General features: G+C 42.5%; 21 protein-coding genes. 10 read left to right on the forward strand and 11 right to left on the reverse strand.

From position 1 onward, the window contains the following. Window positions 1-77 precede the first annotated feature (77 nt). Together coaD and NL626_RS15420 are read left to right on the forward strand one after the other, a co-directional pair. On the forward strand, window positions 78-560 hold the full coding sequence (gene coaD, locus NL626_RS15415) for a pantetheine-phosphate adenylyltransferase (protein WP_005379411.1): 483 nt from the start codon (window positions 78-80) through the stop codon (window positions 558-560). After that, the gene (locus NL626_RS15420; protein ID WP_047103787.1) at window positions 547-1,482 is read left to right on the forward strand and encodes a glycosyl transferase family 90; all 936 of its coding nucleotides are present in this window, start codon (window positions 547-549) and stop codon (window positions 1,480-1,482) included. Before coaD ends, NL626_RS15420 begins: the two co-directional genes overlap by 14 nt. A gap of 31 nt (window positions 1,483-1,513) precedes the next feature. Here the strand turns inward: NL626_RS15420 and NL626_RS15425 are convergent, their stop codons facing one another. From NL626_RS15425 to NL626_RS15435, 3 genes are read right to left on the reverse strand one after another with little or no spacing between them, the layout of a single operon-like run. Continuing rightward, window positions 1,514-2,302, reverse strand: coding sequence for a glycosyltransferase family 2 protein (locus NL626_RS15425; protein ID WP_171344436.1), 789 nt, complete (start codon window positions 2,300-2,302; stop codon window positions 1,514-1,516). Beyond that, entirely contained in the window at window positions 2,299-3,066 is a 768-nt protein-coding gene (locus tag NL626_RS15430; protein ID WP_005395793.1) for a glycosyltransferase family 2 protein, read from the reverse strand. The genes NL626_RS15425 and NL626_RS15430 overlap by 4 nt, the downstream gene beginning before the upstream one ends. A gap of 35 nt (window positions 3,067-3,101) precedes the next feature. After that, on the reverse strand, window positions 3,102-4,157 hold the full coding sequence (locus NL626_RS15435) for a glycosyltransferase family 9 protein (protein ID WP_053349741.1): 1,056 nt from the start codon (window positions 4,155-4,157) through the stop codon (window positions 3,102-3,104). Window positions 4,158-4,264: 107 nt separating this feature from the next. Between NL626_RS15435 and NL626_RS15440 the strand changes: the two genes are divergently transcribed. The 8 genes from NL626_RS15440 to NL626_RS15475 all read left to right on the forward strand — a co-directional run bounded on the left by NL626_RS15440 (window position 4,265) and on the right by NL626_RS15475 (window position 10,955). Next, complete coding sequence (locus NL626_RS15440) at window positions 4,265-4,672, forward strand: diacylglycerol kinase (RefSeq protein WP_253657495.1); 408 nt, start codon at window positions 4,265-4,267, stop codon at window positions 4,670-4,672. Window positions 4,673-4,683: 11 nt separating this feature from the next. Continuing rightward, the gene (locus tag NL626_RS15445; protein ID WP_053303388.1) at window positions 4,684-5,394 is read left to right on the forward strand and encodes a 3-deoxy-D-manno-octulosonic acid kinase; all 711 of its coding nucleotides are present in this window, start codon (window positions 4,684-4,686) and stop codon (window positions 5,392-5,394) included. Between the two features lie 144 nt (window positions 5,395-5,538). Then, entirely contained in the window at window positions 5,539-6,603 is a 1,065-nt protein-coding gene (rfbB, locus tag NL626_RS15450) for a dTDP-glucose 4,6-dehydratase (RefSeq protein WP_248487241.1), read from the forward strand. Continuing rightward, entirely contained in the window at window positions 6,603-7,487 is an 885-nt protein-coding gene (rfbA, locus tag NL626_RS15455) for a glucose-1-phosphate thymidylyltransferase RfbA (protein ID WP_253657496.1), read from the forward strand. The genes rfbB and rfbA overlap by 1 nt, the downstream gene beginning before the upstream one ends. Further along, the gene (locus NL626_RS15460) at window positions 7,477-8,559 is read left to right on the forward strand and encodes a DegT/DnrJ/EryC1/StrS family aminotransferase (RefSeq protein WP_170893629.1); all 1,083 of its coding nucleotides are present in this window, start codon (window positions 7,477-7,479) and stop codon (window positions 8,557-8,559) included. Before rfbA ends, NL626_RS15460 begins: the two co-directional genes overlap by 11 nt. A gap of 21 nt (window positions 8,560-8,580) precedes the next feature. Beyond that, window positions 8,581-9,270, forward strand: coding sequence for a WbqC family protein (locus tag NL626_RS15465; protein WP_170893630.1), 690 nt, complete (start codon window positions 8,581-8,583; stop codon window positions 9,268-9,270). After that, the gene (locus NL626_RS15470) at window positions 9,267-10,067 is read left to right on the forward strand and encodes a sulfotransferase (protein WP_170893631.1); all 801 of its coding nucleotides are present in this window, start codon (window positions 9,267-9,269) and stop codon (window positions 10,065-10,067) included. Before NL626_RS15465 ends, NL626_RS15470 begins: the two co-directional genes overlap by 4 nt. A 12-nt stretch (window positions 10,068-10,079) precedes the next feature. Then, window positions 10,080-10,955, forward strand: a complete 876-nt coding sequence (locus NL626_RS15475; RefSeq protein ID WP_170893632.1) for a glycosyltransferase family A protein — start codon at window positions 10,080-10,082, stop codon at window positions 10,953-10,955. Between the two features lie 37 nt (window positions 10,956-10,992). Here the strand turns inward: NL626_RS15475 and cysN are convergent, their stop codons facing one another. Genes cysN through lpxM form a run of 8 tightly spaced genes read right to left on the reverse strand, consistent with a single transcriptional unit; the run spans window position 10,993 to window position 19,728 of the window. Next, window positions 10,993-12,408: a sulfate adenylyltransferase subunit CysN gene (gene cysN, locus NL626_RS15480; RefSeq protein WP_253657497.1), complete on the reverse strand. Its 1,416-nt coding sequence runs from the start codon at window positions 12,406-12,408 to the stop codon at window positions 10,993-10,995. A gap of 12 nt (window positions 12,409-12,420) precedes the next feature. After that, entirely contained in the window at window positions 12,421-13,050 is a 630-nt protein-coding gene (gene cysC / locus NL626_RS15485; protein ID WP_132936690.1) for an adenylyl-sulfate kinase, read from the reverse strand. 2 nt (window positions 13,051-13,052) lie between these two features. Then, window positions 13,053-13,967 carry a sulfate adenylyltransferase subunit CysD gene (gene cysD / locus NL626_RS15490; protein ID WP_049534422.1) on the reverse strand — a complete coding sequence of 305 codons (915 nt, stop codon included), beginning with the start codon at window positions 13,965-13,967 and terminating at the stop codon, window positions 13,053-13,055. Between the two features lie 29 nt (window positions 13,968-13,996). Then, window positions 13,997-15,733: an SLC13 family permease gene (locus NL626_RS15495; RefSeq protein WP_132936692.1), complete on the reverse strand. Its 1,737-nt coding sequence runs from the start codon at window positions 15,731-15,733 to the stop codon at window positions 13,997-13,999. Beyond that, window positions 15,733-16,977 carry a lipid IV(A) 3-deoxy-D-manno-octulosonic acid transferase gene (gene waaA / locus NL626_RS15500; protein ID WP_253657498.1) on the reverse strand — a complete coding sequence of 415 codons (1,245 nt, stop codon included), beginning with the start codon at window positions 16,975-16,977 and terminating at the stop codon, window positions 15,733-15,735. The genes NL626_RS15495 and waaA overlap by 1 nt, the downstream gene beginning before the upstream one ends. After that, window positions 16,971-18,026, reverse strand: coding sequence for a lipopolysaccharide heptosyltransferase II (gene waaF, locus NL626_RS15505; RefSeq protein WP_253657499.1), 1,056 nt, complete (start codon window positions 18,024-18,026; stop codon window positions 16,971-16,973). Before waaF ends, waaA begins: the two co-directional genes overlap by 7 nt. Then, window positions 18,023-18,745 carry a glycosyltransferase family 25 protein gene (locus NL626_RS15510; protein WP_053307407.1) on the reverse strand — a complete coding sequence of 241 codons (723 nt, stop codon included), beginning with the start codon at window positions 18,743-18,745 and terminating at the stop codon, window positions 18,023-18,025. The genes waaF and NL626_RS15510 overlap by 4 nt, the downstream gene beginning before the upstream one ends. After that, complete coding sequence (gene lpxM, locus NL626_RS15515) at window positions 18,742-19,728, reverse strand: lauroyl-Kdo(2)-lipid IV(A) myristoyltransferase (protein ID WP_132936695.1); 987 nt, start codon at window positions 19,726-19,728, stop codon at window positions 18,742-18,744. Before lpxM ends, NL626_RS15510 begins: the two co-directional genes overlap by 4 nt. Between the last annotated feature and the right edge of the window lie 3 nt (window positions 19,729-19,731).

The following is a 19,731-nucleotide window of genomic DNA, read 5'->3' on the forward strand; positions in this document are numbered from 1 at the left end:
TTATCGAGCTTAAGTTGTTGTAATCTTGCGTTCGAGCCTCAATAATTCAATTAGTTTCGAATAACTTAGTAAATTATATGAAAGTCATTTATCCGGGCACTTTTGATCCAGTGACTAATGGTCACCTCAATCTAATAGAACGTACTCACGAAATGTTTGATGAGGTTGTGATTGGCGTAGCCGCAAGCCCATCGAAGAACACTATGTTTTCATTGGAAGAGCGCGTTGCACTGATGCAGGACGTTGTAGCGCATTTACCTGGTGTGACGGTAAAGGGATTCTCCGGGTTATTAGTGGATTTCGCGAGAGATGAGAAAGCTAAGGTTCTTATTCGTGGTTTACGAACAACGGTAGACTTTGAATACGAGTTTGGACTGACCAACATGTACCGAAAGCTATTACCAGGAATTGAGAGCGTATTTTTAACTCCTGAAGAAGAGTTTGCGTTTTTATCGTCGACTATCGTGAGAGAAGTCGCGATTCATGGCGGAAGTATCGAACAATTCGTTCCCAAGCCAGTAGCCATCGCGATTGGGGAAAAACTGAATGAAAGACAGTAAGTTCCCTTATTATTTCTCAAACGCTCTCTCGATACTTATCCCTCGCTTTGTATATCGAGCACAAGCCAAGCGTTTACTTTCGAATCTGACTGAGGCAGAGCAGCACCGCTGTCTTGAGCGGGTGAACTATTACAATAAGTGTGAAATGCCGTTTTCAGTCGATAGCCGAGAACAAAGTTACGCGACCATCGATACATTCAAAAAAACGAAAGGCTGGACGTATTTTTTCGATCTTCGCCAAGTTGTACGCTATTTCCCTTCCAGTTTTGCGTTTAACTACATCAACGGCGATGTTACACACATCCCCAATGTACCGAGCTTTATAAAAAGCCGCCCTATTTTTGGTAACAACCAAAATTCAGTGGTGTTGAAACTTAATCAAGTTCGTCATTTTAAATTTATTGATGATCCTGTTCGCTATCAAGATAAAAAGGACATGGTAGCGTGGCGCGGCGTGGGTTTTCAGCCGCATCGTAAAAAGGTAATTCATGCGTTTTATAACCATCCGCAATGCAATATTGGCCAGACCCGCCCGGTAGAAGGGAAACCATGGGAAAAGGGCTTTATGAGTATTGAAGAGCAACTGCAGTATAAGTTTTTGCTCTGTATAGAAGGCAATGATGTGGCCACCAACCTTAAGTGGGCTATGTCGTCTAACTCCTTGGTTATTATGTCAAAGCCAAAATATGAGACTTGGTTTATGGAAGGTAAGTTAGAGGCAGGCGTCCACTATGTTGAAGTGAAGGATGACTATTCGGATTTACCCGAAAAGATGGATTATTACCTAGCGAATGAGCAAGAAGCATTAGCGATCATTGAAAATGCGCACCAGTGGGTTGAGCAGTTCAAAGATAAACGTAAAGAGCGTTTGATCTCATTGATGGTTGCCGATAAGTACTTCGCTTTATCTCAGCAACAATAAAAAAGGGGCGAAACGCCCCTTTTTTATAATCTTAAGCTTCTAGAAATTGATCAACACCATTCTCACAGCGTTTAAGCTTGTTTTTAATGGTGTTCTCTAAAATCTCGTCATTTTGTCCGAGTGACGCACGAGAGTTTTCTACGTGGTACAAGTGGTAGCCCACACCTGCGAATTTTAGGTAAAGACGTGACTTACCCGCATTCAACATGCGATGAACAAACTCGCTGTCTTCGCGTCCCCATCCAACAAAATCTTGGTTGAAGCCATTCACCTCGATGACATCTTGTCGCCAAAACGCCATGTTGCAGCCGCGAGTGGCTTTATCGTTATTACGCTCGTAAGAGAACCATTTCGATAGCAAGGCGTTGGTGATGCAGTTTTTACGATTGCGAATGCCTTTGCTGAAAATGGAAGGCACTAAGCCGTTTTCCATGATGGCCTTGCTGCAGCTTTCATCCGTTAACACACGTCCACCCTGCACAAACCAATTTGGTTTTGCGACTTGCTTATGTGATTCAATAAACGTTTGGGACAGCACCATGTCGCCATCAATCATGATGAGGTAGTCACCTGATGCTTTGGCGATCGCACGGTTGCGGCTCATTGAAAGCTGAAAGCCATTATCCTCGTGCCAACTATGAATCAGTGGAACCGGAAAACCTTCACGCATTTGGTCAACCATTGCTTTGGTATCGTCTCGAGAGCCATCATCTGCAACAATTACTTCGTCAGGCAAAACGGTTTGACGTTTCACGCTTTCTAACACCGCTTTTAATGCTTCTTTCCAGTTGTAAGTGGTGATAATTAAAGTCGTTTTCATGATTTTTTTGCCTGTTCACGTAAGTAGAGATCGATATATTTTACAAAAGTAGAGTGCATGCTTAGCCAAGCTAGAATGAAGCCATGCTTGCCATCAAGGAAGCCTCGTTTGAGAACATACATCTTCAAAAAGCTAGCAAGAGCGTGAACGATAGCGGTCGTTAAACCCGCTTTCTTTTTACCTTCACGTTCATCCGTCCAGGCCTTGAGGTAGCCAGTGGTTTTATTGATGTAATGATGAAGGTGCTCGTAAGTGTAGTGATGCAGTCGACCATCCAGTTTTTCAGTTTGATAGTTTTTCTCATCAACTTTTTCATGAACGAGCGAATCATTATATTGTGTATATTCGGTGCGATATAAGCGCACAATCCAGTCTGGAGACCAACCAGAATGGTAGATGAACTTACCAAACGCTGAGCTTAGTCGATTAAGTTTGTATAAAACGTTCGGCTTATTGGCTGATACCGCATGTAAGATACTTTCTTTTAGCTCTGGAGTGACTTGTTCGTCCGCATCAAGCCACAAAACGTAGTCTGCCGTAACGTATTGCTGCGCCAGTTGGCGCTGTTTACCGAATCCTGGCCAATCTAGGTTGGTGTAAAACTTATCTGTGTATTGTCGGGCGATTTCTTCAGTGCGATCAGTGCTGCCCGAGTCTAGAAGGACAATCTCATCGACCCAATCTTTTACTGTGTCTAGACAAGCTTGTAAGTGCTTCTCTTCATTTTTTACAATTAAGGCAACGGCTAAGGTTGGTTTGGACAAGGTCATTTCCTTCTTAACAAATCAAGACAGTAAGTTTACTGGTATTGAGGATACAAATCTTCTAAGACTTGATCGAACATGCTCATTACTTGAGTGCTGGTAATGCGGTTCATTGCCGTTTCATCTTTAGCGCGAGTTCGCCAGCTTAACTCGTGACTGTTTTTACCTGTTTCCGCAAAGATCGTTTCTTCATACACTGAGACAACGTATTTTAGATAACGGTAAGGTCCCACTCGAAGCGGATTATGGTGTGCATAGAGTCCGATGATTGGCGTTTTCATGGCATTTGCCATGTGTGCTGGTCCGGTATCGGGGGCGATGACCATTTCAACCTTATCTATTAACGCAAGCATTTGCAGAATTGAACTTTGTCCAACTAAATTTAGACACGGTTCTTCCAAGCGAGATTGAATGGCCTCTGCCAGGTCCAATTCTACCTGAGCCGGGCTGCCTGCCAGAATCACGTTCCAGCCTTTTGCTCTGGCGTGATGAATCACATCCACATAACCTTCCGCGTTCCAGTTTTTATAAGCTTTGCTCGCACCAGGCACAATCAGCAGGTTAGGTTTACTACGAGAAATATGAGACTCTGCCCAAGCTTGGTCACGGTCTGAATAAGAAAGTACCCAGTCTAGTTCTGCCTTTGGTACCCCAATTTGATGGGCAAAGGCCATTAAGCCATCTGCGACATGCAGAGATTGCGGGGAAGGCACTTTGACATTGGTAAATAGTGTTTGAAAGTCCTGGCTTCTATCAGAAGAGAAACCAAGTTTGTATTTTGCTTTAATGCCCAACGTTGCGACACTCGCTCGAATCGCGTACTGCATATGCAATAGCGCATCAAACTCTCTGCCTTTCAGCTGTCGCCAAAGTGATTTGTAGCCATCAAGTCCCGCTTTTTTATCAAAAACAATCACTTCTACACCATCGATGGCGGCTAATAACTGGGCTTCAAGTTTACCCGTTATCCAAGTAATCTGGGTCGAAGGCCAGTGTTTCTGAATAGCTTGAATGGTGGCGATAGTATTGCAAACGTCTCCGATAGCGGACAAACGCAAGACGCATAGTGACGATGGGGCAGAAGTGAACATAATTATTGTCTGATTCGATGAATAGAGGCAGGTAAATTATGCAGACATCCCCAATAAATGTAAAATACACGGCTCGAATATAGCTAAGTACTGATAAGTGTTCTGCAATGTCAAAGACAACACCACATCAATCGCAAGAATCTGGCAAGCCGGGTAACACCGGACTAAAGCGCATCGTTAAAGCGACGGGTTATTCGATCCAAGGATTAAATGCGGCTTTTAAGCATGAAGCTGCCATTCGACAAGAGTTGGCTCTGTTGAGTATCGCCGTGATTTTGGCTTGGCTAGTGGATGTCGGCATGGTTGAGCGTATCTTAATGATCGGGGTCGTGGTATTAGTCTTGATTGTAGAGCTTTTAAACTCAGCAATTGAGGCGGTAGTGGATCGTATCGGTATTGAACGGCATGAACTCAGTGGTCGAGCTAAAGATATAGGCTCTGCTGCCGTTATGGTTGCTTTGGCGTTTGCCGCATTTACTTGGTTGTATATATTAGCCAGCCGGTATTTAGGCTAGAGGGTGAGCGTATGACTCGACAGTATAAAAACAACAACCAAGTGATCTGGTTTGATGACGAGATCATTACAGACCCTAGCCAACCGATATTTGATGAGGAATACTGGCAGTCCTCCGACAAGGTGGTTGGCAGTGCGACGGGGCGAGGCACGACATGGTTTATCCAACTAGAGAACATGCAAGCGGCACTACGTCATTACCGTCGTGGCGGTTTGTTTGGGAAGTTAGTTAACGATCATTATTGGTTCTCTGGCTGGGATAACACCCGTTGTGCGCAAGAGTTTCAGCTTTTGTTGGCGCTAATTGAGGCTGGGGTGCACGTTCCTCGTCCTATTGCAGCAAGAGCCGTAAAGTCAGGACTCTTCTATCAAGCTGATTTATTAAGTGAGCGAATCCCAAACGCCAGAGATCTGGTTAGTATCTTGCAAGAACAGTCTTTATCGGTAGAAATGTATCAGAAAATAGGGCAAGAAATTGCCAAGATGCATCAGGTTGGCGTTAACCATACTGATTTGAATATCCACAATATCTTGATCGACGACAAAGATAAGGTATGGATTATCGATTTTGATAAGTGTCGTTTTGAAACTTCTGGTGACTGGAAGCATCAAAATCTAAATAGACTTCTGCGTTCATTTAATAAAGAGCGTTTAAAGCGACAGATTATTTGGCAAGAATCCGATTTTGAACATTTTCAGGACGGTTATGCTTCTCAATCTTAATTGAGTTTTTTATCATTTTATGTTGATTGCTCTAAGTAAGCCTTCTTGAGTCTAACGATGCTCGAGTGAGTCTATAAACTACAATAATCATAAAGTATTCATGTGTATCTGATGGCACAAAAATTAACGTAGGTAACATTTGTAATGAAAATATTAGTAACCGGTGGAGCAGGCTTTATTGGGTCAGCTGTTGTCCGACATATCATTCGTGACACCCAAGATACCGTCATCAATTTAGATAAACTGACCTACGCAGGGAATCTAGAATCACTGGTTGATGTCTCAGGGAGTGAACGTTACTACTTTGAGCAAGTAGATATCTGTGACCGAGCTGAACTAGATCGCGTGTTTTCAGAGCATCAACCCGATAGGGTGATGCATTTGGCCGCCGAGTCTCATGTCGACCGCTCTATTGATGGTCCTGCTGCTTTTATTGAGACCAACGTGATGGGCACTTACCATTTGCTTGAAGCGGCTCGTCAATATTGGTCGGGCTTAGATGAAGCGCGCCAATCGGCATTCCGTTTTCATCATATTTCTACGGATGAAGTGTATGGTGATTTAGAGGGAACGGATGATTTGTTCACCGAAACCACTTCATACGCGCCGAGCAGCCCATATTCTGCATCTAAAGCTTCGAGCGATCACCTGGTTCGCGCTTGGCAACGTACTTATGGCTTACCAACACTTATCACTAATTGCTCCAACAACTATGGCCCGTACCACTTCCCAGAGAAGTTGATCCCTCTGATGATTCTAAATGCCCTCGATGGCAAGCCGTTGCCTGTGTATGGTGATGGTATGCAGATCCGAGATTGGCTGTTTGTGGAAGACCATGCTCGCGCGCTGTACAAAGTGGTCAACGAAGGTGAAGTCGGTGAAACCTACAACATTGGTGGTCACAATGAAAAAGCGAATATTGAAGTCGTGAAAACCATTTGCTCGCTACTTGAAGAGCTGCGACCAAACAAACCTGCAGGTGTTGAGTCTTATGAATCTTTGATCACGTATGTGAAAGATCGCCCTGGTCATGATGTGCGCTACGCAATTGATGCCACCAAGATTGCTCAAGAGCTTGGCTGGACGCCAGAAGAAACGTTTGAAAGCGGTATTCGCAAAACCGTCGAATGGTACCTAAACAACCCACAATGGTGGCAACGTGTGCTTGATGGTTCATACAGTCTTGAGCGATTAGGAGCGGGCGAATAATGAAAGGCATTATTTTAGCAGGTGGCTCGGGCACTCGCCTTTACCCTATTACACGCGGTGTCTCTAAGCAGTTACTGCCGGTTTATGACAAGCCAATGATTTACTACCCGTTGTCAGTACTCATGCTTGCGGGCATTCGTGAAATCTTGATCATCACCACGCCAGAAGACCAGGAAGGCTTTCAGCGTCTATTAGGTGATGGCTCAGAGTTTGGCATTGAGTTGCAATACGCGATTCAACCAAGCCCAGACGGCTTAGCTCAAGCCTTCATCATTGGTGAAGAATTCATTGGCGATGACTCAGTATGTTTGGTGCTGGGTGACAACATCTTTTATGGGCAAGGGTTCACTCCAAAGTTAAAGAAAGCGGTTGAGACGGCAGAGAGTGGCAATGGGGCTACGGTGTTTGGCTACCAAGTGAAAGACCCTGAGCGATTTGGTGTGGTTGAGTTTGACGCCGACAGAAAAGCTATCTCTATTGAAGAAAAACCAGCTAAGCCAAAGAGCCACTATGCTGTGACGGGGCTGTATTTCTTTGACAACCAAGTCGTGAGTAGAGCTAAGCAAGTCGAACCATCAGAGCGAGGTGAGCTGGAAATTACCACATTAAATCAAATGTACCTAACAGCAAACGAGCTCAATGTTGAAATGTTAGGGCGTGGTTTTGCCTGGTTAGACACAGGTACTTACGAAAGCTTGCTCGAAGCTGCTCAATTTGTTTCGACGATAGAGAAACGACAAGGTTATAAGATTGCATGTTTGGAAGAAATTGCCTTTAACAATGGTTGGATTAGCAAACAGAAGTTAATGGCGGCAGTTGATGCCCTTAAGAAGAACAATTATGGTATCTACCTATCAAGCATTGTGAGCGAAGATGACAATTAAACTTAACAGCCCATTAGCCCCAGACTTAACTAAGCTTTCTAACTATTTATCTCAAGTAAATGAGAGTGGTTGGTATACTAACTTTGGGCCATTGCATGAAAAGCTTACTAGACGACTTGAAACGTTTTTGGGTGTTAAAAACTTATTGTTAGTTTCTAATGGTACGCTGGCACTTCAGGTGGCATGTAAAGTTTTAGGAATTGAATCCGCGATCTCTACACCATTTAGCTTTGTTGCAACTTCATCAGCGTTGATGTGGCAAGGTATTGATGTGAGCTATTGCGATATCGATTCAAAATCTTATAACTTATCTCCAGATGCTTTGAAAGCAGCTCTTGAAGCAAATTCTCAAGTAGATGGTGTTGTTGCAACACATGTATATGGAAATCCTTGTGAAGTTGAGAGTTTCAAAGAAATTGCAGAGCAATATAAGGTCAAAGTTCTATACGACGCTGCTCATGCATTTGGAGTTAAGGTTGGTCAGGAGTCTCTCTTAAACTTTGGCGATGCTAGTACATTGAGTTTTCATGCCACTAAGATATTCCATACAGTCGAAGGTGGTGCAATTGTATTCAAGCGGCATGAAGATTATTTACGTGCGAAAGAGTTCATTAACTTTGGTCTTCAAGCGAATGGACAATTAGGCGAGCCAGGTATTAATGCAAAGTTGAATGAGTACCAATGCGCAGTAGGATTAACACTACTTGATCAGATTGAAGAGGTAATTGAGCATCGATCCAACCTGTTTAGTTTGTACCGGACGCTTTTAGAACCTTATGTTGAATTACCTCTTTGGCTACCCGAAGCGTCGTATAACGGTGCTTACATGCCAATTTTCGTTAGAGATAAAGACAAGCAGGAAAGACTACTTGATGCTTTGTCTGAGCATGATATTGAACATCGACGATATTTTACACCATCTTTAGATGTTGCTTACCCTGATAATCTGAGCTTTGGATGCCCTATAAGTCAGCAGATATCAAAAGGAATTATTTGTCTACCGCTACATGCCAGTATGTCTTCAAATGATGTTGAAGCAGTATGTAAAGTTATAGAATTGATATTAAATTAACCATGTGAGAGTTCTTATAGTATGAAAATTGCTATTATGCAGCCTTATTTTTTACCATATATTGGCTACTGGCAGCTCTTGGCTTCTGTAGATAAATTTATTGTTTATGATGATATTCAGTACACCAAGAAAGGGTGGATAAATCGTAATCGTTACTTAAGTGCTTCAGGGAAAGTAGAGACTTTTACCATTCCTATTAAGAAAGACTCTGATTACCTTGATGTTAGAGAGCGTTTTATATCTCCAACATTCTTGAAAGAAAGAACTAAACTATTAAATAAGATTAGAGAGTCTTATCGAAAGTCACCAAATTTTGATGAAGGATATCAGATTTTTAGTGATATTTTGTTGGATGAAGAAGATAATCTATTTCTTTTCATTCTAAACTCTATAGAAAAAATAAAATCTTATTTAGATATTGATACTGAAATTATAATTTCATCGAGTCTGAATAATAAAAATCTTAAAGGACAAGATAGAGTTATAGATACTTGTGTTAAATTAGCTGGTGACACTTATATCAATCCTCCTGGAGGGCGGGATTTATACAGTGAATCGAACTTTCGATCTCAAGGCTTAACTCTAGAATTCCTAAATGTATCATTAAAACCATATACGCATACTCAGACAAGTGATTTTGAGCCAGGACTTTCAATACTTGATATGATTTTTAATGTACCTAAGACCCAGTTGATGGATTATTTAATATGAAAAGATTTGCAATTCATTCTGTGCCAAGATCCGGTTCATCTTGGTTAGGTGAGATTATTAATAGCTCTCCTGATGTTAACTATCTATATCAGCCGCTTTTTTCCTACGAGTTTAAATCATTTCTAGATGAAAATTCTAAAAAAGATGATATCGATGCATTTTTTAATAACATTGCACAAACCAACTCTTCTTTTATTCGTCAAGATGCTGAACGAAAGGAAGGTCGTAAGCCTATATTCGAAAAGAACAATCATTTGGGTACTATCGTATATAAGGAAGTTAGATACCATCATATTATAGAGAATATGATCAAAAAGTGCCCTGATGTAAAGGTTTTAGGCTTGGTTAGAGACCCGAGAGCTGTAATTAGCAGTTGGTATAATGCAAAGCGAGAATTTAGATCCGATTTAGGCTGGCTTTTGGAAGAAGAGTTGATCTATGCAGGCAAGAAAAACTTAGAGAAAAAAGAAGAATATTTTGGTCTGTCTAAGTGGGTGGAGACTACAAAGTTATTTGAAAAACTTTCTCAGCTGTATCCAGATAACTTTAAACTCGTGCACTATAGTGCGCTACTAGAAGACCCTCTAGAACAAGTTGAAGATATATTCGATTTTCTAGGGCTAGAGCTTACCTCACAAACTAAGTCATTTCTTATATCAAAAAAGAAGGTTGATACTACCTACTCTGTATTCAAAAACAAGGATAAAGACATAAGCTGGCAAAATAGCCTTGATGCAGACATTGTAAGTCGTATAGAGGATTTTGTTAAAGAGAGTAAGTTGGAACACTACTTGTAGGTCGGTAATAATATGTCTGTTAAAGTTTCAATTCTTTGTGTTTGTTATAATCACTCTAAATATATTGAAAAAACAATTAATAGCTTTCTCAACCAGTTCTGTGATTTCGAATTTGAAGTTATTGTTTATGATGATCTCTCTACGGACAATAGTAGAGAAATTATTGATGAGATATGTGAAAAGCATTCGAACATAGTTCGAATGTATACTGATGAAAATCTTTACTCTAAAGGCATCCGAACTCTAGCATTGTCACACTTATCACCAAAGGCTAAAGGAGAGTACTTAGCTTTTTGCGAAGGTGATGACTATTGGATAGATAATACAAAGCTACAGAAACAATTTGATGCTTTAGAGGGGAACCCAAATATAGACCTTTGCTTTCACCCAGCATACTCAGAGGACCCAGAAGGCAATAGAGAGCTAGTCTCAAATCATTTTGAGGGAACCCATTACGTTTCTACTGATGAAGTTATACTAGGAGATGGTGATTACTGCCCAACAGCATCTTTATTTATCCGTAAGTCTGCTTTATCCCTAGCTTCATCAAGCACTATTAAATTAATGCCATGTGGGGACTATTTTATGCAGATTATGTCTTCTGTAAAGGGAGGCGGAGTCTACTTACCTGAACCAATGTCTGTATATAGAATTAATCAAAAAGATTCTTTTTCAACAAGGATATCCTCGTCCTCTCACGAAAATCAGAGAGACTTTTTGTTAGCAATGGCCAATAGTTTGGAGTCACTAAAACAAGACTTGGATGGAGTGAACTTAAAGTCATTTAACAATCGAATAAGAAAATATAAACAGAGAGCGCGAAAATCTCAAAGGAAGGCGATAAAGGAGAGGATCAGAAATCTAATATTCTCTAACCCTTCCCAATAAAATAGGTGAGCGATATGTTTATGGCTCACCTATTTATTTAGTTTATTTTTACACAGCCCCACTCTGGGAAGTGCTTACATACATAAGCATTGAGCTCTTTCTCTGCTTCTGAGTAAACACGAGCTGGTTCTTCAGTATGGTTTAATTGTATCGATGACACCATACCCGCGCCGACAGTCACGTTACTAATGCGGTCAATAATGATAAAAGCGCCAGTTTGAGGTAGCTGCTGATAAACATCCATTGCAACTTTATCGGTAAGCTTTATTGAGGCGAGTGCAATCTCGTTTAACTCAAGGCGCGTATTTTTATGATCATGCTGCTTAAGTGTATTGACATCAACCTTATGCTCAATTTGAGAAACCTTACCTGTACAGGTTTTAGTCGCAAATTTGAATAGGTATTCTTTATGCGTTTGCATCGGGGATTCATCCATCCAAACGATATGAGCTTGGTAAGCGTCTACAACCTCCGGAATGTTGTTGGAATGGACAAGCATATCGCCGCGTGACACATCGATTTCATCTTCAAGCGTTAGGGTGATGGCTTGACCCGGCATTGCTTCTTTTAGCTCACCATCGAAGGTAAAAATAGATTTGATGCGAGAAACTTTGTTCGATGGAAGAGCAGTAACCTCATCACCAACCTGTACAATGCCTGAAGCAAGGGTGCCACAAAAACCACGGAAGTTTAGGTTTGGGCGATTGACATATTGCACTGGGAAGCGCATGACTTCAGTGTTGATGTCTTGGTTAATCTTAACTGTTTCAAGCAGCTTCATTAATGTAGCGCCAGGGTACCAATCCATGTTCTCACTTGGAGTGACAACATTGTCGCCTTTTAGAGCAGAGATTGGCACAAAGCGGATATCCTTGATGTTGAAGTTCTTTGCCATATCTCGGTAATCGACTTTGATTTTCTGATACACCTCTTGGCTGTAGTCCATCAGATCCATTTTGTTAACGGCAACGATAACGTGCTGAATTCCAAGTAGACTACAGATATAGCTATGACGACGTGTTTGCGTCTGGATACCGTGGCGAGCATCAACCATTACAATCGCAAGATCACAGGTAGAAGCACCCGTAACCATATTACGAGTGTACTGTTCATGTCCTGGAGTGTCGGCGATGATGAATTTACGCTTGTCGGTTGAGAAGTAGCGGTAGGCAACATCAATCGTGATGCCTTGTTCACGCTCGGACTGTAGACCGTCGACTAGTAGTGCTAAGTCGAACGCTTCATCTGTCGTATTGAACTTTTGAGAATCTTTTTCGATCGCAGCCATTTGATCTTCATAAATCAGCTTGCTGTCGTATAGTAGGCGACCAATCAGTGTAGATTTGCCGTCATCAACGTTACCACAAGTTAAGAAACGAAGTAGGTCTTTGTTTTCATGTACGTTTAGGTACGCTTCAATGTCTTTAGCGATAAGCTCAGAGCTATGAGACATAATGACTTCCTTTTAAATGTATTCTTTTTCAGTGAGCGCTTGAATCACTTGGTCGGCACACGCTTCGACAGACAGCTCAGCTGTCTTGATGTGAATTTCTGGAGATATAGGCGCTTGGTACTCAGAGTCGATGCCAGTGAAGTGTTTAATCTCACCTGCGCGTGCCTTTTTATACAGGCCTTTAGGATCTCTTTGCTCGCAGATTGCGAGTGGAGTATCAACAAACACCTCTAAAAACTCGCCTTGCTGCATTAACTGGCGCACTTGCTTTCTATCTGAGATAAATGGCGAAATAAACGCGGTCAGAACAATGTTCCCGGCATCGACAAATAGTTTAGCCACCTCGCCAATGCGGCGAATGTTCTCAATACGGTCTAGATCACTAAAGCCAAGATCTTTGTTTAGACCGTGGCGCACATTGTCACCATCAAGAAGGTAACTATGTTTACCTAACGCTAATAGCTTGCTTTCTACCGCGTTAGCGACGGTCGATTTTCCTGAGCCACTAAGTCCGGTAAACCAAAGTACAACAGGCTTTTGCTGCTTAAGCGCAACACGATCTTCATGAGTTACGCTGGTGTTATGCCAAACCACATCGTCACTCACAGACTCATTGTGCTTCTTTTGATACGGCGAGGTCATAGTTAGAAGTAACCCTCACGTTTCTTTTTCTCCATGGAGCCAGAGCTATCGTGGTCAATGGCACGGCCTTGGCGCTCAGAAGTGGTTGTAAGCAGCATCTCTTGAATGATCTCTGGTAGCGTTGTTGCTTGAGATTCAACCGCTCCCGTTAATGGGTAGCAGCCTAGTGTACGGAAGCGAACCATGCGTTGTTCTACCGTCTCCCCTTCACGAAGCTCCATGCGATCATCATCTTTCATGATCAACATACCGTCACGCTCAACGACGGGACGCTCTTTTGCAAAGTACAGGCTTGGAATCTCGATGCTCTCTAGGTAGATATATTGCCAGATATCCAGCTCAGTCCAGTTAGAAAGAGGGAATACGCGAATGCTCTCGCCTTGGTTTACTTTGCCGTTGTAGATATTCCAAAGCTCAGGGCGTTGATTTTTAGGATCCCAGCGGTGATGTTCATCACGGAAAGAGTAAACACGCTCTTTCGCGCGAGACTTTTCTTCGTCACGACGAGCACCACCAAAAGCAGCATCAAAGCCATGATTATCTAAGGCTTGTTTTAGGCCTTGTGTCTTCATGATATCAGTATGTTTTGAGCTGCCATGCACAAATGGGCTGATGTTCATCGCAAGCCCTTCTGGATTTTGGTGCACAATCAGCTTCATACCAAGCTTTTTCGCCATGTAGTCACGAAACTCAATCATTTCTTTGAATTTCCATGTGGTATCAACATGCATAAGGGGAAACGGGGGAATGCCAGGCGCAAAGGCTTTCTGCGCAAGGTGTAGCATCACTGAAGAGTCTTTACCAACAGAGTAAAGCATCACTGGGTTATCAAACTCGGCAGCTACCTCACGCATAATATGGATAGATTCTGCCTCAAGCTGCTTAAGGTGAGTCATTCGTTGTGGAGAAAGTTTCATTCCGGTCTCTCTTTGATTCGATGAGGGAGTTAAACGCCATAGATAGTTGTGATAGCCGTTAATACTAAACCGCTATACGTAATACTCATCGGCACCCCAATCTTTATATAATCCTTGATACAGTACTGACCTGCATTGTAAACCATTAAGTTGGTTTGGTATCCATATGGGCTAATAAAGCTTGCACTTGCGCCGAACGCGACAGCTAAAATATAGCTGTGAAGATTTGCATCTAGACTCGTCGCAAGGGCATAAGCAACGGGGAAGACTAAGGCCGCCGCCGCATTGTTGGTGACCAACTCCGTTAGCAATAAAGTGACCAAGTAAACCATGATAAGCCCTGACAATGGGCTCATAAATTCAGCTTGTTCTGTCATTGCGCTCCGCAGGAGGTCGACTGCTGTACTATTATCTAATGCCTGAGACAGCAAAAGTGCAGATGAAATTACTAGCCATATCTGGACTGGTAGCCTTCGTATAATTTCATTCGTTTTCAGTGCTCCAGTTAATAGTAGAACACCAAGCAACAAGATCAGGTTGTGCAGCAGTGGAGCTATCTTCATAGCTGCAAGAGCGATAGCACTAAAAAAGCCAAGAACAGCGATAATTTCTTGCGGTCCTTTGAGTAGCCTATCGGCTTTTAGCGCTTGGAGCTGTATAAAGTTTTTAGCGATGTTATTTCGCTGGTGATAGTCATCACCTACAGCGAGTACCAGATAGTCGCCAGCTCTTAAGGTAACTTCACCGAGCTTTCCGGAAACCGTGTGACCATCGCGTCGGATCGCGACCACTGCAGCGTTGAACATAGCGCGAAAGCCAATTTGTTTTAGGGTCTTATTTACTAAAGCACTTTCAGGGCGTAATACGACCTCTTTGAGATCATGACTTAGCCTTTCGCCTTTATGAGCAAAGAGTGATAAGCCCGTGAATTGATTCAATTGAGTTACTTTTCTAATCTCTCCACAGAATAATAGGCGATCATTTTCCTCTATTAACTCATGTGGTGATACTGGTGAAATAGTTCTTCCTTGGCGATGAATCTCGACTAAAAACAGAGAGTTTAGATTTCTCAGCCCGTTGCGCTGAATAGTTTTACCGATAAGTGGGGAGTTTGGTTCTACCTCAGCATCAATGAAATATTGAGCTTGAGTATCTGCTCGTTCAATGTTGCTAGGTAGCCAATGGCTAAGTAAAAACAGGGTGAGCCCGCACCCAAGTACAGCAATGCCGCCAACAAGTGAAAAATCAAAAAAGGAGAGACTAGGTAGCCCAGCATCGAGCACCATACTATTGACGATTAAATTCGTCGAAGTGCCGATCAGCGTTAGTGTTCCGCCAAGGATGGCAGCAAAAGATAGGGGAAGTAGCAGTTTGCTGGCTGGGTGAAGGGTATTGGCACGTATTGGGGCGATCATGGTGGAGACCACCGCTGTGTTGTTTAGAAATGCTGAAGACAATGTGGTTATCGAGAACAGTCGAACCCAGGTAGATTTATAGCTAGGTTTGATGACTAATTGCGAGATTCTACGAAGTAGTGAGGTCTTTTCTAAAGCTAGCGAGCAGATGATAAGTAGTACCAGCGTAAGTACGCCAGGATTGGCAATACTGCTAATGAGTTGCTCTGTCGATACGGATCTGCTGCTATATAAAACAAGCAAAACTACTCCAAAAACCTTTTCAGGTTTGTTTTGATACCTTGTGACAAGGGCAATTATTGCAATCACAAAAACGGTAATGACAAAGTAGGCTGAATGGGTCTGTGACATTATTTAATTGCTTCAATTGTTTTTTGAGTCGAGTTTAAATAGCCTTGAATAAAATCACTCATTTGCTGAGAGTTACTATGTTGAAAGCGCTCTAGTACTTTACTCGCTAGCTGAGTTTTATCGGTAATGTCTATAATATTCAGAGCAATCATGTCTTCTACAATCGCTTTGAAGTTGAAGTAACTAGGGCCTGATATCACTGGAACGTTGAGTGCGACTGGTTCAAGCACATTATGTCCACCAACTTTATCCCCAAGCAAACTCCCAGCCATAAAGCAAACATCACTGGCACCAAGGAGAATCAGCATTTCACCCATAGTATCAGCAAGGTATACCTGTGTATCGGCGTTAACTATTGCAGCATTGGTTCTTCTGGTGCTATTGAAGCCGGAATTTTGGCAAAGCGCAAACACATCATCAAATCGTTCCGGATGGCGAGGAACCAAAATAAGTAATGCATTTGGATGAGATTTTAAAACTTGTCTATGTGCATCTAATACCTGTTCGTCCTCGCCTTTGTGGGTGCTAGCTGCAATCCAAATTGGACGATCCTTTCCAAGCTGGGCTCGAAGCTGCTGTCCTTGTTGTTTCACTTGCTCTGATATTTGAATATCGAACTTAATCGAGCCAGTAACGGATAGTTTCTTTTTCTCAACACCTAAGCGTTCGAAGCGCTCTGCATCTGAATCCGTTTGGCAGAGTACTTGAGTTAGGCATGGATGAAGCTGGTTAAAAAGCCGCTGTATTTTGGCGTAGTTCTGACACGATTTTTCAGATAGGCGCGCATTCACGACAGTTATAGGGATACCCGCTTTGTGAACATGGTGAAGCGTGTTTGGCCACAGCTCAGTCTCAATGATCAACATTTGTTTTGGTTGTACTGCTTTAAGAAAACCTTTGATAGCGAACCCAAAGTCAATTGGCATATAGCGGTGTTTAACTAAATCACCCAACTTAGCAACCTGTTCAGCTCCCGTACTCGTTGTTGTAGTAACTAGAATAGATTGTTCGGGGTTTTGTTCCTTAAGGGCTTTGATTAAAGGTGTTGCTGCTATGCTTTCACCAACAGATACGGCATGTATCCAAATAGGTTTGTCGTTGCTTTTTAGCTTGGGGGTTATGCCAAAGTGCTCTTTCCAGCGAGAGCCGAACTTAGGCTTATTTGGTTTGCTCTTGTACAAACCAAATAAAAGCAGCGGTGACGCTAGGGCGAGTAGTAAGGTATAAACAATACGAACTAACATGAGCTTATCGTAATGACGTCAAGTTTTTGGATACTATCTAGCACTTGCTTAGGCGAAAGTTCTGTCAAGCACTTAAGGTGTTTGTACTGACATTCACGTTGGAAACAAGGGCGACAATCAATATCGGTATGAACAATCTCCACTTTTTCTGCGAGTGGGGGGGTGTACTTCGGTGAAGTTGAGCCATACACGGCAACAACATTACAACCAACCGCAGCTGCCACATGCATTAAGCCTGAGTCATTCGCGACAACAGTCTTACATGCAGCAAGTAAGTCGACTGCTTCAATTAAGCTGGTTTGGCCTGCCAGAACATGAATGTGCTCATGGAATTGCGTCGGAACAAGTGCGCGAATATTGTTACAAGTCTCCAAGTCCTTTTGAGAACCAAACAACCAGATTTGATGCCCAGATCGAGCCATTTGCGTCGCAACTTCAGCGTAGTGTGTTTCGGGCCATTTTTTGGCAGGACCAAACTCTGCTCCTGGGCACAGTCCAATAATTGGTTGGTCTTGCGTTAAGTTGAACTTTTTGAGCGTGGCTTGTTGCTCTGCTTCGTTGATTGCAAGGCGTGGGCGAGGTAAAGTTTCAAGCCCGCCAAGAGAGTTAGAATCCACCATTTCTGCTTTTGGATAAGCTAACGCTACATAGCGCTCTACCATGTACTGAAAAGACTTCATGTTAGGGCGTAAGTCATTCAATAAACCATAGCGCATTTCTCCTTTCCAGCCAGTACGAAGAGGAATGTTGGCAAACCATGGGATCAGTGCTGATTTCGCTGATTTAGGCAAGATATAGGCGTGGTCATATTGCTTTTCACGTAATGATTTACCAATTTCCCTGCGGCCTAATAAGTTAAACTCACCATGACCGATAGGCATTTCAATCGCTTGGTGGATTTCTGGCATACGATCAAGAATCGGTTTACACCATCCTGGAGCGATAACGTCAATTTGGCTATCTGGATGGCGTTGCTTTAATACGATATATAACGATTGCGACATTACCATATCGCCGACCCATGCCGGGCCAATGACTAAAATCTTCATGCTTTGTTTTTCCAGTATAGGAATTTCAAAATTGACTCATAAGTTCTAAAAAGTTCAGCGTATATTTTATTCGCAAGAGTCATTTTGGATTTATCTTTTCTTTTACCACCAATCGTCGAAGCAATCTCTGCTCTAGTAAAGAGATCTGGAGACACGCTGTAAACTTGAACACCATGTCTCCATGGTTTTTCCATGTAGTCATCGACTGGTTCAATAAACTCTTGAGCATGCATAACAAACTTTGAGGCTGCTTTAGGTGTGACGATATAAGCGGTGGTACCACAAGTGCCTGCTGAGTATCCCCCTAGCATATGATTATCATCAATAGGTACGATTGGGGTGAATACACGCTTCTGAGTGGCAGACAACTTGATGTAGTCATAATTAGAAGTCAATGGAAGGGTATGTTCGAGTACTTGCTTCAGCCCTTCGACGGGGTCGACGTTGTCTTCTAAGATGACGATCGGTTCATCAAGCTCAACACAGCGAACCCACAACTCGTAATGGCTTGCAAAACAGGCGACTTCACTGGTTTTTAATTGATACCCTTTGCGGCGTAGAGTAATGGTAGGACGACTTTTTTCTGAATGAAGAAAACGGTCAACAGAGCCATCTATTGCATCAAAAAATTCAAACGTAATGCCTTGTTGTTTTAACTTTTCTTCAATACGTTCTCGGCGATCTAGCGATCGAGCCAAGCTTACGACAAATACTTTCACTGCACTTTCCAGTCGCTGTTATATCTTGGTTTAAACAAATTGTAATAGTTATTGCCGTCTTCTTGAGAGTGCAGCAACTGTAGTACCCACATATATTGTTCGGGTTTATCACCGACAAAATATTCAATGGCTTCATTACAGGTACGAGCGTCTTGCTCTTCGCCTTTATCCAGCTCAAACGCTGGTAAAATCTCAATATCAAACGTACCATCTTCAGTGTTCATCGACGCAAATAGAGGTAGTACTTTTGAGCGTGATAGTTTCGCAATTTTGCCTAAACCAGGTAGCGTTGCTTTACGTGTTGCAAAAAAATCCACAAACACACTATGCTCTGGGCCGTGATCTTGATCGGGTAGGTAATACCCTACATAGCCATCTCGAATGGATTTCAGGAAAGGCTTAATGCCACCTGAGCGTTCATAAACACGGCCACCGTATTGGACTCTTTGCTTGTGCATTAGCCAGTCAGCAACATCATTCTTTTGTTTCTTCGCCATTGCAGAAACTGGCATTCCCATTGACGCGAGCAAGATAGCAGGCACATCAATTGCCCAAGAGTGGGGAACCATTAAAATCACATTTTCGTTGTTATCAATGTGCTGTCGTAAAATGTCTAGGCCGCGAATTTGGCAACGGTTCTGAAGCCATTTTGGTGAGCGTAAACTTAGTAACCCGAAGCGAAAAAAGAACATGGCTGCTGTGTAGAGTGTTTTTTCTATCAAAGTTTCACGTTCTTGGAACGACTTTTCCGGAAAACACAGCTCAAAGTTAACCCTCGCTCGGTGAGCTGGACCTTTGTGGGATTTACACAGTTTTTTGGCTATGGTTTTCGCTAACCACTTTTGTAAACCCAGAGGCATTAATGATAATGGTAAAAATAAGATAACACCTAACCACGTGCCCCAGTACTTAGGCGACAGAAAGTGGCGCTTAAACTCAGGGTTATATGCTTTAGGGTCGAAGTCATCACGTTTTATGGTCATGGC

This window comes from Vibrio sp. Y58_MX_L22 (genome assembly GCF_024181865.1).
Lineage (GTDB): Bacteria > Pseudomonadota > Gammaproteobacteria > Enterobacterales > Vibrionaceae > Vibrio > Vibrio alginolyticus.